The sequence below is a fragment of the Brevundimonas sp. genome (genome assembly GCF_036399195.1).
Lineage (GTDB): Bacteria > Pseudomonadota > Alphaproteobacteria > Caulobacterales > Caulobacteraceae > Brevundimonas.
Map to the genome: position 1 here is coordinate 1 of NZ_DASWNO010000216.1, position 14,876 is coordinate 14,876.

At 65.8% G+C, this 14,876-nt stretch carries 8 protein-coding genes; 5 read left to right on the plus strand and 3 right to left on the minus strand.

The features are described from left to right. The first annotated feature begins 302 nt into the window (after positions 1 to 302). Positions 303 to 3,413 carry a TonB-dependent receptor plug domain-containing protein gene (locus VGB60_RS09640; RefSeq protein ID WP_331038047.1) on the plus strand — a complete coding sequence of 1,037 codons (3,111 nt, stop codon included), beginning with the start codon at positions 303 to 305 and terminating at the stop codon, positions 3,411 to 3,413. 178 nt (positions 3,414 to 3,591) lie between these two features. Here the strand turns inward: VGB60_RS09640 and VGB60_RS09645 are convergent, their stop codons facing one another. Both VGB60_RS09645 and VGB60_RS09650 read right to left on the minus strand, forming a co-directional pair. Continuing rightward, positions 3,592 to 6,939, minus strand: coding sequence for a TonB-dependent receptor domain-containing protein (locus VGB60_RS09645; protein WP_331038048.1), 3,348 nt, complete (start codon positions 6,937 to 6,939; stop codon positions 3,592 to 3,594). Positions 6,940 to 7,155: 216 nt separating this feature from the next. Then, a complete protein-coding gene (locus tag VGB60_RS09650) occupies positions 7,156 to 7,851 on the minus strand; it encodes an HAD family hydrolase (protein ID WP_331038049.1) in 696 nt (231 codons plus the stop codon). A gap of 103 nt (positions 7,852 to 7,954) precedes the next feature. On the opposite strand from VGB60_RS09650, the gene carA reads away from it, so the two are divergent. Beyond that, positions 7,955 to 9,115 (plus strand): glutamine-hydrolyzing carbamoyl-phosphate synthase small subunit, encoded by a 1,161-nt coding sequence (carA, locus tag VGB60_RS09655; protein ID WP_331038050.1) that lies wholly within the window; start codon positions 7,955 to 7,957, stop codon positions 9,113 to 9,115. An 84-nt stretch (positions 9,116 to 9,199) separates the two neighbouring features. Next, positions 9,200 to 10,432 (plus strand): DUF1624 domain-containing protein, encoded by a 1,233-nt coding sequence (locus VGB60_RS09660; protein ID WP_331038051.1) that lies wholly within the window; start codon positions 9,200 to 9,202, stop codon positions 10,430 to 10,432. A 24-nt stretch (positions 10,433 to 10,456) separates the two neighbouring features. Here VGB60_RS09660 and VGB60_RS09665 read toward each other — a convergent pair whose 3' ends face one another. Further along, positions 10,457 to 10,723: a hypothetical protein gene (locus tag VGB60_RS09665; RefSeq protein WP_331038052.1), complete on the minus strand. Its 267-nt coding sequence runs from the start codon at positions 10,721 to 10,723 to the stop codon at positions 10,457 to 10,459. Positions 10,724 to 10,909: 186 nt separating this feature from the next. On the opposite strand from VGB60_RS09665, the gene dnaG reads away from it, so the two are divergent. Beyond that, a complete protein-coding gene (gene dnaG / locus VGB60_RS09670) occupies positions 10,910 to 12,814 on the plus strand; it encodes a DNA primase (RefSeq protein WP_331038053.1) in 1,905 nt (634 codons plus the stop codon). Positions 12,815 to 12,883: 69 nt separating this feature from the next. Further along, on the plus strand, positions 12,884 to 14,836 hold the full coding sequence (rpoD, locus tag VGB60_RS09675) for an RNA polymerase sigma factor RpoD (protein WP_331038054.1): 1,953 nt from the start codon (positions 12,884 to 12,886) through the stop codon (positions 14,834 to 14,836). Positions 14,837 to 14,876: the final 40 nt, after the last annotated feature.

Genomic DNA, 14,876 nt, shown 5'->3' on the forward strand with positions numbered 1-14,876 from the left:
AGGGATGGCGGCGTCTGACACGGAAGGCGGCTCCTTGCGCGCGCGACGACGGGCGCGGCGGGGCGCCGGCGCGGTCGGGCGGATTGTCGGTCAAGCGGCCCGTCTAAAGACGGGGGAGGGCGGGGGCAAGGGACTTGTGAGATCCCGGGAGACCAGCTGTTTGATCGCCAGGAACTCGGGCGCGCTTTGAATGCCCATTGTTCACAGTGTGGTCACATTTCAAGCGCAACCCTGCCATGTTTAAGCGTTGCCGTTCAATCGCATTGGGAGAGAGCGGCTCCCCCCTCTTCTGGAGTGAAAACGTGCGCCAATCACACCTCCTGGCCAGCACCATTCTTTCGGCAGCGACGATCTGCCTCGCGAGCGCGGCCCATGCACAAACCGCCACAGGCGCCCAGGCGCCGGATCCGCAGGACGCGACCGAGGTCGGAGAGGTCGTCGTCACCGGCACGCGGTTGCGCCTCCAGGACTATGTCGCGGCCAACCCGGTGACGTCCGTCAGCGGTGAGAGCATTGAGCAGTCGGGGCAGACGAACCTGACGCAGTTCCTCCAGGACGTCCCCTCGTTGGTCAACTCGATCGACATCGAGACCGGATCCGACGTCAATGCCAATTTCAACGGACTAGCGCTGCTGAACCTGCGCAACCTGGGTTCGTCGCGGACGCTGGTGCTGGCCGACGGTCGCCGTCACGTCCCATCCAATCCCGGCACCTCCGCGGTGGACGCGACAGCCATTCCGACGGCCCTGATCGAACGCGTCGAGGTGCTGACAGGCGGCGCCTCCGCCATCTACGGCGCCGACGGGGTGTCGGGCGTGGTGAACTTTATTCTCAAGAGGGATTTCGAGGGCGTCGATATTCGCAGCCAGTACGGCTGGTCCGAAAAGGGAGGTGGAGACAACACCTTCGTCACCGGGCTGGTCGGCCATAACTTTGCGAATGGCCGCGCCAACATCACCATGGGGTTCGAATACGACCACACCCAGGACCTGAAATTCGAGGACCGCGAGTTCACAAGGACGGGCACGCTGCGCTCGCTCGTGGACAACCCGGACGACGTGAACGAGGACGGGAGCCTCGACAACCCGAACATCGTCGATCAGATCGCCGTCTCCGGCGTCCGGTATTACGACACCTCGCTTGAGGGCTCGGTTTACACGAACTTCTTCACAGCCCCGACCGCATCGGGCGTCTCGTTTCTCGGCAACGGCCAACCGTTCACCGACGGCTCCATCCAATACGGATCCGCCCTCATGCAGGGCGGGTCCGGAACGCCCGTTGATCTGTTCAACGACGACCTGATCCCGGGGCAGGAACGCTATTCGCTGTACAGCACCGCATCATTCGAACTGAGTGATCGTCACGAACTATTTGGCGAGGTCAAATACACCAGCTCGACCGTCGATTTCGAAGGTCAGCCGCCTTACGATTACGGCCTCTTCATCAGCGAACAGAACCCTTTCCTGCCGGCCAACATCCTGGCGGACGCACGGACGCCCGGCGGCTTCGCTTCGACCCCGGCGGGCGGGCCCTTCGGTCCTCAACTGGGGCTGCCTGGCCCCGGCGTCCTGGTCGCCCGAGACAATTTCTATCTGGGACGCAGCCAGCAAGAGACCGAAAACGAGACGTTCCGCACCGTGCTCGGTCTGCGAGGCCAACTGGCGGACAACATCGATTACGAGGCCTCGTACGTCTTCGGCCGAGCCAACCAGACGATCAACTACGACAACGTCATCCAGTATGACCGCTATTACGCCGCGAGCGATGTGGTGCTGAACCCGGCCACGAACACGCCGACCTGCCGCAGCAACCTCAATCCCGGAGCCGCGGCGCCTGGCGACCTGTTCGGCCAGTTCCCCTACGACGCGCAGTATCTGGGGCAGGGCACCTTCACGCCGGGCGCCAGCAGCGGATGCCTCCCGCTCAACGTCTTTGGCGCGGCCGACGCCGCGGCGATCGACTGGATCATGGGGGAAGGCGTCTTCGAGGCGGAACTGACGCAGCACGTTCTGAACGCCTATGTCTCGGGCGACTCGGAGCGCTGGTTCTCTCTGCCCGCTGGTCCGATCTCGTTCGTGCTGGGCGGCGAATACCGGAAAGAGGAAAGCACCACCAATCCGGACCCGTTGCAGACCCTCGCCGAGTCGATCGAATACGCCGGCCTGACCAGCCTCGGCCGCGTGGTGCCGACGAACGGCGAGTACGACGTGTCGGAGGTGTTCACCGAAGTCTCCATCCCCATCCTCAGCGGCGTCCGCTACGCGGAGGAACTGACCCTCAGCGGGGCCTACCGGTTCTCGGACTATTCGACGGTCGGCAAGACGGACACCTGGAACGTCGCCTTCCGATACCGCCCCAGCACCGAGCTGATGTTCCGCGGCACGATCGCGCGAGCGGTTCGCGCGCCCAACATCAACGATCTGTTCCGTGGACGTCAGCAGGTCTTCGCGGGCTTCTCCGACCCCTGCGATCGGAACAACCGCAACGACGGGGAGAACCCGACGCAGCGTCAGACCAACTGCAACGCGGCGCTCACCGCCATCGGCGTCAACCCGCTCACGTATGAGGACACCTCGTCCGAAACGATCGCCGGCTTCGCCGTCGGCAACCCCAACCTCGAACCGGAGGAGGGCGACACCCAGACGATCGGGGTGGTGTTCAGCCCCGAGTTTGCACCAGGCCTCAATGTCACCGTCGACTATTATGACATCGAGATCACCGGGCTGATCCAGCCGTTCACGGTGCAGCGCATCGTCAACAACTGCTACGACCTCCCTGCCGGGAACGAGTTCTGCGATCTGATCACCCGCAATCCCGGCGGCGTGAACCCGGGGCGCATCAACAGCTTCGAGCAGATCCCGGGCAACCTGGCGTTTTCCGCCACGCGCGGCATCGACTTCGGCATCCGCTACAGGCTGGATCCGGCCAACTTCGGCGTTCAGAGCGACATCGGCACGTTCAACCTTCAACTGCTGGGCAGCCATCTGCTGGAGCTGGACACGCAGGACACCGAAGAGGCGCCGGTCGTCGACGGCGTGGGGGTGGAGGGCGCGCCGGAGTGGCAGGCCACCTTCGATGCGACCTGGACCATGCGGAACTTCAGCGTCAACTATGGGATCAGCTGGTTCGATCGCACCAGCCGCTACTCAAACACGACGCTGCGGACCCAGCCCGACATCGCCGAAGAGAACGTCAAGTACTACGACGAGCGCTTCGTCCAGGACATCCAGGCGCGGTACGCCTTCGATAACGGCCTGGAAGTCTTTGGCGGCATCAACAACATCGGCGATCAGGAGCCGCAACCTCTCGGCTTCGGCGACGCCAGCTATCCGGTCAGCGGGCTCGGCCGGTTCTTCTACGTGGGCGCGCGTGCGCGTCTCGACTCACTCGGAAGCCTGATGTCCTGGCGCTGATCGGGTATTCGTGACCTGACAGGAAGGGCGGCGTCTGCTGGCGCCGCCCTTTTTGTTTGGCGATCGGTCGAAGCCCGACTGCTTCCCGCCCTCTAGAAGCGGCAGCCGCCAACCTTCCACCCATGAAAAAGGGCGGCCCTTGCGAGCCGCCCTTCGTCATCCGTGTTCGTGAGAAAACTCAGAACGGGCGGAAGTTCAGGCCGATGAAGAAGCGACGGCCGTAGGGATCGAAGTTGGAGTACAGCGTCTGCCCGAGAGCCGGCTGTTGCTCCGCATCGAAGGCGTTCACGACACCGGCGCGCAGCGTCAGCGCGTCGGTGACGTTGTAGCGGACCGTGAAGTCGTTCCGGACGAAGTTGCCCGTGTTGTAGAACTCGTACTCGCGGTTGTCGCTGTTGACCTGCTGGTCGCGGTTGCGGGCGATGTTCTGCGCGCTCTGCCAGTCGGCCGTCCAGTTGACGCTCCACACGTCGTTCGGCGTGTAGGTGAGCGACGAGGTGAAGCGGACGTTCGGGTAGAACAGCGTGCCGCGGCTGGTGGTGAAGGCGTTCGGGTTCGCCGGATCCAGGAAGTTTTCCTGCTCCAGCAGCCACGAGCCGGCCAGTTTGTAGTCGAGACGGCCCAGGTTGCGGCCGGTGACTTCCTCCAGATCGAGGCGATACAGCGCCGTAAAGTCCAAACCACGGGTGGTCAGGGCGGCGTAGTTGCCGGCGCCTTCGATAAAGCCGCCGATCGGATCGGTCGACGGGGCGCCGAGGCCGAATGGAACCTGCGGGTTGTTGCGGAAGATGACCGAGCAGGCCGAGGCGTTCAGCGACGGTCCGTTGACGCAGTTGTTAGCCGCGGTCTGGGCCGAGATGAACGCGATCACGTCGGTGATCTCGATCTCGTAGTAGTCGAGCGCCAGCGTGAAGTTCGGGATGAACCGGGGCTGGAGGACGGCCGAGAAGGTGAACGATTCCGACTGTTCCGGCGTCAGGAACGGGTTGCCGCCGGTCACGCCGGAGACGCCGCCCGTGTAAACAGGGGCGAAATCGTCGGTGTTCCCGGCCGTGTTGCCGTTGAAGTCAAACGTCCGGCCTTGGGCAGCGGCGAGAGCCGTGCAGTTGGCGACCCGGTTGGCCCGGATGTCCGCGTTCTGCAGGATGATGTTCGCCGTGGCGCAGGGATCGACGAACCCGTTCGCGAACGTCTCGCCCAAGGGAGAGAAATTCTCGCCCAGGTCCGGCGCCCGGAACGAGGTGTTGAAGCTGGTCTTGAACGTGATGTCCTGGATCGGACGGTAGATCAGGTTCACGCCATAGACGTCGCCATGGCCGGCCGTGGTGTAGTCGAAGTAGCGGTACGAGCCGCTGAGCTCGGCATACTCGCCCAGCCAGCTGTCGCGAAGCAGGGGGATCGAGAGTTCGGCGAAGACTTCCTCGCTTTCGTATTCGGCGGCGGGGAAGTCTGGACCACCGTTGAGGAAGAGCGCACGGCCGGCGACGCCGGCGTCACGGCCGATCGCCTGGGTGAACTCGCGGCGATGCTCGGCGCCGAGAGCCACGCCGATCGCGCCGGCGCCCCAGAAGTCCCACAGCTGGCCGGCGACGCTGAAGATGGCGTCTTCCTGCTCGTTGCGTTCCGTATAGGTGATGGAGGCGTTGATGTAGTCGCGAGCCTCCTGGCTCTGGTTGCCTTGGCCGAAGATGTTCAGCGGCTGGCACTGGGCCACCGCGTCACGGCCGACCTGGCTGTCCCGCAGGTCGTTGAACGGCAGGAAGTAGTCGTCCAGCGGCAGGCCGCGGGCGTTCAACAGACGCGCACGGCAGACGATCGCGCCCGGCGTGCCGAGGATGCCGGCCGTATCGCGCACGGCGTCAGCCGCAAGGTTGAAGCGCAGCGCGTCGGTGCCGGTTTCCGTCTCCGTCACATCGACCTGACCGTAGGTGTAGGACAGGCTCCAGTTGATGTTCTTGATGAACGCCAGCTGGTCGAAATCGCCTTCGAAGCCGACGACGTAGCGCTGCAGTTCGCGGTTGCTGATCTGGCTGCGGTCTTCGCCGAACAGGGTGTGACGGGCGTAGGGCGCGGCCACAGTGCCGGTCGCGACGCTGGGAGCGTCGGCGGTCGGCGCCGAGTAGGTGGTGATGCGGTTCGCGTAGATCGCCTGACGCAGATTGTCGGGGATGTAGGCGTTGTCCGCGATCCGCAGGGCCTGCAGGTTAAAGAAGGTGTAGTTGGTGCCGATTTCATCCGCCGTGTTCGGCGTGGCGCGGTAGATGCCGTTCGGCAGGTTGTCGCCCAAGATGAAGTCGTAGAAGTCCGGCTGCGACGCGAACTCCGTGTCCTCGGTAACGTATTTGGCTTCGGCGAAGGCGCGGATGTTGTCGGTCAGGCGGAAGTTGGCGCCGACCTGATAGCGCTGGGACTCCGATTGCGGCACGCGGGTGATGGTGCTGAACGTGGCGGGGTTGTCGCCGTCGCCGCCGATGTTGTTCGGACGGTTTGCACCGGTGTTGCCGATGCGGGTGCCGAAGTTGGCCAGACGGGCCGTGTTGCCTTCGAACACGAAGGTCTTGCTCGGATCGACCGAATAGCAGAGCGAGCTGGTCACAGACGCGCAGTTCTGGAACGGCACGTCCGGGTCGTTCAGGGCGCTGGCCTGCTGGTTGTTCGCCAGCGTGGTCTGGCCCCAGCGCGGACGCTGCAGCGTGACATAGCCGCGGAACAGCTGGTTATCCCGTACGCCGTCAAGGCGGGCGGCGGCCGGATCGGCGTCGACGCCGATGAGTCCCGTGGAGTTACGAAGCCAGTCCATGTCAAGCGAGTTGACGGCGTCGAGCTGCTCGTATTCGGCGAAGGCGTACACGTTCAGACGGTCGTCGAGGAGGTTCTGACCGATCAGGGCCGACAGACGCTTGGAAGCCTGGCCGTCCTGGTTGATCTGGCCGTAGCTGGCGTCGATCTCGAGGCCCTCGAAGTCCTTGCGCAACACGAAGTTCAGCACCCCCGAGACGGCGTCGGCGCCGTAGACGGACGAGGCGCCGCCGGTGATGATCTCGACGTCCTGGATCAGCAGGCGGGGGATGGTGTCGACGTCGACAGCCAGCGTGCCGCCGGCCGAGCCGACGTGACGACGGCCGTCCACGAGGGTCAGCGTGCGGCCGGCGCCCAGCGAGCGCAGGTTGGCGAACGACAGACCACCGATGCCGAGCACGCCCGTCACATCAGACGGAACCTGCGAGTTCGACAGGGCCGGGATGGTGGCGAGGTAGTCAATGACCGTCGATTGGCCGGTCGTCAGCAGGTCTTCGCGGGACACGGAGATCAGCGGGGTCGGCGTATTGACGGGATCGCGGCGGATGCGCGACCCGGTGACGACGACTTCACCCAGGTTGGAGGCGTCTTCGTCGTCCTGCGTCTGGGTGACGACGACGCCCGGCAGCTGGGTCGAGGGCGCGGTCTGCGCCAGGACGGGGCCGGTGACGGCCATGAAGCCCGCCAACACCGAGGATGCAAGCAGGCCGCTTCGCGAAACTATCATTTATTCGGGTCTCATTCTGGAGAGGGGAAATCAGGTCGCATGCTCCCCCAAGCATGCACGCCGGTCACAAACTCATCACACATGTGTCCGGTCAAGCGTTGCGATAAAATATTCGTAACTGTGGCGGAAACTGGCGCGGTTTAGCTTCTGTTGGGCCACAGTTCGGAAACATTTCGGTCACAATGCGACAGAACGGCGTTATTTGTCGATGGGGGCCTAAGTTCGGTTCCGCACCCACCCCGGCAGGTCGGCGATGTTCGTCAGGGCCCCGTACCGTGGGTGATCCGCCGGCGCGTCCGCCAGTTCGTGGGCCCAGGTTATCGCGTACGGAATGTGGACGGCCCAAGCGCCCGCGGCGAGGGCCGGCAGCACATCCGATTTCATTGAGTTCCCGGCCATTACGGCTTGTTCGGGGCCGGTCCCGTGGCGGGTGAAGACGCGCTCGTACGAGACGCGGTTCTTTTCGGACACAATCTCGACGGCGGCGAACAGGTCGCCCAGACCCGAGGCGGCGAGCTTGCGTTCCTGATCCAGCAGGTCGCCCTTGGTGACGAGGATCAGCCGGTACGCCCCTGACAGAGCCGCTAACGCCTCATCGACGCCCGGCAGCGTCTCGACCGGGTGGCCGAGCATGTCCCGACCGGCGGCGAGAATCTCGCGAACGACGGAGGCCGGGGCTTCGCCGCCGGTCAGGTCCATCGCGGTCTCGATCATCGACAGGGTGAAGCCCTTCACCCCGTATCCATACAGCCGCAGATTCCGCGCCTCGGTCTCGGCGAGCCGCGCCTCCAGCGTGTCGCGGTCGGCGTGGTCGGCCAGCAGGTCGACGAACCGGTCGTGGGTCAGCCGGAAGATCGTCTCGTTGTGCCAGAGCGTATCGTCGGCATCGAGGCCGACCGTGGTGATGGTCATGTTCGGCCTCCTAGCAGGCGCGTGGGCCATTGTTGACCCCGCCGGGCCGCCTGTTTAGCAACGCCGCCGTTTGCTCGCCGGGATTCGGTGCTAGGAAGCCAGCATGACCATCCAGCTTCTCCCCGGCGTCACCGGCGTGCTCGTGCTCGCGGACGGAACCGTCCTGCAGGGCATCGGCTGCGGGGCGGCGGGATCGGCCGTCGGAGAGGTCGTCTTCAACACCGCCATGACCGGGTATCAGGAGATCCTGACCGATCCGTCGTACATGAGCCAGATTCTGGCATTCACCTTCCCGCACGTCGGAAACACCGGAACGAATGTCGAGGACGTCGAACAGATCGGCGGCGGCTCGGACACCTCTGCGCGGGGCGCGGTGTTCCGCGAGGTTCCGACGGACCCGGCCAACTGGCGCTCCGACAGCTCGTTCGACGGCTGGATGAAGCGGCGCGGGGTCGTGGGGCTGGCCGGGGTCGACACGCGCGCCCTGACGGCGGCCATCCGCGACGGCGGCGCCCCGCACGCCGTCATCGCTCATGATCCGGACGGGCGGTTCGATCTGGATGCGCTGACGGCCGAGGCGCGCGCCTGGCCGGGGCTGGTGGGGCTCGACCTCGCCAAGCCCGCCTCGACGTTGCAGTCGTTCCAGTGGGACGAGGGCCTGTGGGACTGGCCCGAAGGCCATCCGCGTGTCGACGCGGCCGACAAGTCGGTCGTGGTGGTCGACTACGGCGTCAAGCGCAACATTCTGCGCGCGCTGGCCTCGACGGGCGCGAAGATCACCGTCGTGCCGGCGACGACGAAGGCGGAAGAGATTCTGGCGCGCAATCCCGACGGCGTGGTGCTGTCGAACGGGCCCGGGGATCCTGCGGCCACCGGCCTCTATGCGGTGCCGGAAATCCGCAAGCTGGTGGACAGCGGAACGCCGCTGTTCGGCATCTGCCTGGGGCACCAGATGCTGGCGCTCGCGCTGGGGGCGAAGACCGTGAAGATGGATCAGGGCCACCACGGCGCCAATCATCCGGTCAAGGACCTGACCACCGGCAAGGTCGAGATCGTGTCGATGAACCACGGCTTCACCGTCGATCGCGACAGCCTGCCCGAGGCGGTGACCGAGACCCACGTCAGCCTGTTCGACGGGACCAACTGCGGCATCGCGTTGAAGGACCGTCCGGTGTTCAGCGTCCAGCACCACCCTGAGGCCTCGCCGGGCCCGACGGACAGCCTGTATCTGTTCCAGCGGTTCGCGGATTCGATGAAGGTCTGACGAGCGGCTCAGGGTCGGGCGCGCAAGGTCACGCTCTGGCGCCTGGCGAAGGTCCGGTCCATGCTCCGCTTGGGGAGGACCGCCATGACCGCACAAACCGCCGAGACCGTGCATGACGCGCCTCTCGCGTCGCCGGCCCCCTCTGGCCGCACCCGCTCCGGCGCCGTCCGCATCGACGGCATTGACGCCCTGAGGGGGCTGGTGATCGTGCTGATGGTGCTGGATCACGTCCGGGATTTTTTCCACGCCACGGCCTTCACGGCGGACCCGATGGCGCTGGATTCCGGGGATCCGGCCCTGTTCATGACGCGATGGGTGACGCACCTGTGCGCGCCCACCTTCGTCTTTCTGGCCGGCGTGTCGGTCTGGCTGCAGAAGGCGAACGGCAAGACGCCGGGCGACCTGTCGCGCTTCCTGCTGACGCGGGGCCTCTGGCTCATCGTGCTGGAGTTCACCCTGATCGGGATCGGCTTCAATTTCGGCTGGTGGCTGTTCGCCCAGGTCATCTGGGCGATCGGCTTCGGCATGGTCGTGCTGGCCGCCCTGCATCGGACGCCGAGATGGCTCGTCCTGGCTCTGGGCGTGGCGATCATCGTCGCCCACCCGGTGCTCAATCTGATCTCGCCCTCGACCTTCGGGCCTCTGGAGCCGGTGTGGCGGATGCTGGCGGCGCGTGGGCCGATGCCGACCGAGGCCGGACTGTTGCTGGTCGCCTATCCGGCTATTCAGTGGACCGGCATCCTGCTGCTCGGATACGGCTTGGGGGGCTTTCTGACCGACGCCGTTGGGCTGAGGCGGCGGCGGGTGATGCTGGTCGCCGCCGGATTCCTGGCCCTGTTCGCCATCGGCCGCGGCTTCAATCTCGCGATTTTCGATCCTGTCCCATGGACGACGCAGGAGAGCCCGCTCTGGTCAGCGTTCAGCTTCATCAGCGTCAACAAATACCCGCCCTCGCCAGCCTATGTGCTGCTGATGCTCGGACTGGCCTTCGTCCTGCTGCTGTTGCTCGACCGGGTGCGGGGAGCGGCCCTGCGGTCGCTGCTGGCCTTCGGTCGGACGCCCCTGTTCACCTATCTGCTGCATGTCTGGCTCGCCCATGGGCTGGCCGTGCTGGTCGGCGTGGCGGTCGGGGTGCCGCCGTCGGCCTTCCTTCAGACGATCACCGATCCGTCGCGTCTGATCGAGGCGGGCTGGGGCTTCGGACTCGGCGGAGTTTACGTCGCGTGGGCCGTGGTCCTGCTGGTCCTGTATCCGCTGTCGCGATGGTTCGAGGCGCTGAAGAGCCGTCGCCGGGACTGGTGGCTGGGATACCTCTAGGCGGGGCGCCGCCTCCGGCAGACCTCAGGGCAGGGGGGCGAAGCTGCGTTCCTCGCGCAGGGCGCTGGCCTTGCGAACGGCGACAGGCGCGGCGTGCAGCCAGTAGTCCGCGTCTTCCAGCCTATTGCTGCGCAGCCGTTCGACGCCGCGCATCCGACGCAGGGCGGCGTTCTCGAGCAGACGCGCGTGCAGCGCGCGGGGGGTCAGTTCAGTGATGGACGGGGAGCCGGGGACGGCGACGGTGTCGGGGCCTTGGGGCTCCACCGCCGGGCGGGCGATGGTCACAAACATCAGTCTCTTCTCACTCTCGACCGGGGTCGCGGTCTTCGCCGCGCCGCCAGCCACACCCGCCACTGTTCATCGGCGGACACATGGTTAATCCACAGGCCTGTGGACCGTTCCATGTGTGGAAGAAAAATGTGCGTTTAATCAGGCGCTTATGGCCGCGCTTTGGCCTTGGTGGTTAACAAAAGGTAAATGCGGCGCAACGCGCGAGTCGCGCGCTATAAGAAGCTGGTGCGCTTCGACGACCGCTTCCTTGAAGAACTGAAGGCCCGCCTTCGCCCGTCCGACATCATCGGACGGACGGTGAAACTCAAGCGTCAGGGCCGCGAATATGTCGGCCTGTCGCCCTTCACCAAGGAGAAGTCGCCGTCCTTCTTCGTAAACGACGACAAGGGCTTCTTCCACGACTTCTCGTCGGGCAAGCACGGCGACGTCATCTCCTTCCTGCAGGAGACCGAGCGTCTCAGCTTCGTCGAGGCGGTGCAGCGGCTGGCCGGCGAGGCGGGCATGGCCCTGCCGGCCGAGGACCCGCAGGCGGCCGAGCGCGAGGCGAAGAAGCAGGGCCTGACCGACTGGATGGACCTGGCCCAGAAATGGTTCGCGGCCAATCTGCGCCGCTCGCCTGGCAAGGCGGCGCGAGAGTATCTGGAGAAGCGCGGCCTCCCCGAGGACCAGTGGGAACGGTTCGGCCTCGGCTATGCGCCGAACGACCGTGAGGGTCTGAAGCAGGCGCTGGTCCAGCGCGGCGCGCGGCCGGGCGATCTGGTCGAGGCCGGGATGCTGATCGCGCCTGAAGGCGGCGGCCAGCCCTACGACCGATTCCGCGACCGGTTGATGTTCCCGATCCTCGACGCCCGCGGCCGGATCGTCAGCTTCGGCGGGCGGGCGATGAACCCGGACGACCGGGCCAAATACCTCAACGGTCCGGAGAGCCCGCTCTTCCACAAGGGGGCGACGCTGTACGGCCTGCCCGAGGCGCGGAGGATCCTCGGGGCCGAAAGCCGGTCGGATCAGGCCATCGTGGTGGTGGAAGGTTATATGGACGTGATCGCCTGCCACCGGGCCGGCATCCCGGCCGTCTCGCCCATGGGCACCGCCCTGACCGAGGAACAAATGGAGCGGCTGTGGCGCGTCTCGCACGAGCCGGTGCTGTGCTTCGACGGAGACGCGGCGGGGCGCCGTGCGGCCTATCGCGCCATCGAGCGGGCGCTGCCGCAGCTGAAGGCCGGGCGCTCGTTCCGCTTCGCCCTCCTGGAAGGAGGGCAGGACCCCGACGACATCCTGCGCGATCGCGGCGCTCCGGCCTTGCGCCAGGCTCTGGCGGCGACCCGCCCGTTCGCCGAAGTGCTGTTCCAGAAGGAGGCCGAGGTCGAGCCGCTGGACACGCCGGAGCGCCGGGCGGGCCTGAAGGGGCGGCTGCGGCAGGCGGCCGCGGCGATCCAGGACAAGGATCTGGCGGAACAGTACCGCCGCGAGCTGTTCGACCGCTTCGACGGCCTGTTCCCCGCCCGCCGGGCGCTCCCGAACGCTCCGGCGCAGGGGCAGGGCGGCCGTTGGCGTCCGGGACCGCCGCCCAAGCTGGGTCAGACGGCGGAAGGGGCCCAGGCGATGCAGTCGCTGTCGCGGTCGATCGAGCCTGTCGCCGCCGCCCTGGCGCACGGAGCGGTCGAGGATCCGGAGCGGATGGACGACCATCTGGAGGCCATCGCCGCGCACGGTTTCGGCGATCCGGCGCTGGACGGGCTGGCGCAGGAGATGGTTCGGCTCAGGTTCTCCAGTCAGGACCTTGACTCGGCGGCGCTCCGTCGCCATCTGGCGCAATCGGGTCATGGCGTCTTAATGCACGAGGTCGAGAAGGCGGCGGCAAAGTCCGGCGCGCCCTTCCTGGCCACAGACAAGCCCCTCGGCGAGGCGCGGATCCGTTGGTCGCAGGCGTTCGACGCGCTTACACGCGTGGCGGCGCTGGAGGATGCCCTGACTTCGGCGCGCGGCGTGCCGGGGCAGGATGACGCGTTTCGCCGGCTGAAAGCCGAGCGCGACGCGCTGCGTCGTGCGATCAAAACCGGCGAGATATGGGAAGACAGCGCGGGCTCGTAACCAACGACCCCGCCACACGTTGTATTTGGCGGACGGCCTGATCAGCCCTCCGCCCGGAGAAGAGACTGCATGAGCGCCCAGACCGAGACGCAGGAAGCCGAAGTTCAGAGCGACGGCCCGCTGCTCGACCTCACCGACGCCGGGGTGAAGAAATTCATCAAACAAGCCAAGGCGCGGGGCTATGTGACGATGGAGGACCTGAACAAGGTCCTGCCGTCCGAGGAAGTGACTCCCGACGCTATCGAGGACACGCTGGCGATGCTGTCCGAAATGGGCGTCAACGTCGTCGAGGCCGAAGAGGACGCCGAGACCAAGGAAGGCGAGGGAGGCGAAGTCGTCGAGCGTGCCGAGACCGCGGTCGCCGAAACCCCGGCCAAGTCAGCCTATGACCGCACCGACGACCCCGTCCGTATGTATCTGCGCGAGATGGGCTCGGTCGAGCTGCTGAGCCGCGAGGGCGAGATCGCCATCGCCAAACGCATCGAGGCCGGCCGCGACGCCATGATCTCGGGCCTTTGCGAAAGCGCCCTGACGTTCGAAGCCATCATGGTCTGGCGCGACGAACTGGCGAACAACCGCATCCTGTTGCGCGAGGTGATCGATCTCGACGCGACCTACGGCGTACTGAACCCGTCGTCGCTGCCGCACAACCAGCCGCCGGCCGGTACGGTCGTCGCGCCCGCCGAGCCGGAAGAGGGCGCCGAGCCGAAGCCGGAAACCGACGACGAAGAGGACGAAGACTTCGACGACGGCGGCGGCATGTCGATCTCGGCGCTGGAAGCCGAACTGCGCGACGGTGTCATGGAAGTGCTGGACGCGGTCGCCTCCGACTTCGGCGCCTTCCGCAAGCTGCAGGACCGGCTGGTCGAGAGCCGCCTGAAGGGCGAGCAGCTCAGCGCCAAGGACCAGAAGAGCTATGACGCCCTGACGACGGCCATCTCGGGCCGTCTGAAGACGATGAAGCTGAACAACCACCGTATCGAGGCGCTGGTCGAGCAGCTGTACGCCATCAACAAGCGGCTGATGGGCCTGGAAGGGCGTCTGCTGCGTCTGGCCGACAGCTACGGCATCTCGCGCCCCGAGTTCCTGAAGGCCTATTTCGGCCGGGAGCTGGATCCGAACTGGGCCGAGACGGTCAAGGACATGGGCGTGCGCTGGACCAAGTTCAGCGACAACGAAGCCGCCCAGATCGCCCAGATTCGCGGCGACGTCGCCGCCGTGGCCACCGAGGCGGGCCTGCCGATCGACGACTACCGCCGCATCGTCCAGACGGTGCAGAAGGGCGAGCGCGAGGCCCGTCAGGCCAAGAAGGAAATGGTCGAGGCCAACCTGCGCCTCGTGATCTCCATCGCCAAGAAATACACCAACCGCGGCCTGCAGTTCCTAGACCTGATCCAGGAGGGCAACATCGGTTTGATGAAGGCGGTCGACAAGTTCGAGTACCGCCGCGGCTACAAGTTCTCGACCTACGCCACCTGGTGGATCCGCCAGGCGATCACCCGCTCGATCGCCGACCAGGCCCGCACGATCCGCATCCCGGTGCACATGATCGAGACCATCAACAAGATCGTCCGCACCAGCCGCCAGATGCTGCACGAAATCGGCCGCGAACCGACGCCGGAAGAACTGGCCGAAAAGCTCGCCATGCCGCTCGAAAAGGTCCGCAAGGTCCTGAAGATCGCCAAGGAGCCGATCAGCCTCGAAACCCCTATCGGCGACGAGGAAGACAGCCACCTCGGCGATTTCATCGAGGACAAGAACGCGATCCTGCCCATCGACGCGGCGATCCAGAGCAATCTTCGCGAGACCACGACCCGGGTTCTCGCCTCGCTCACGCCCCGCGAAGAACGCGTGCTGCGCATGCGCTTCGGCATCGGCATGAACACCGATCACACGCTGGAGGAAGTCGGCCAGCAGTTTTCGGTCACGCGCGAACGCATCCGCCAGATCGAGGCCAAGGCGCTGCGCAAGCTCAAGCACCCGAGCCGGTCCAGGAAGCTGCGGAGCTTTCTGGATAACTGACATTGGTCAGTCATCACTGACCAACGGTAATCCCGCGAAG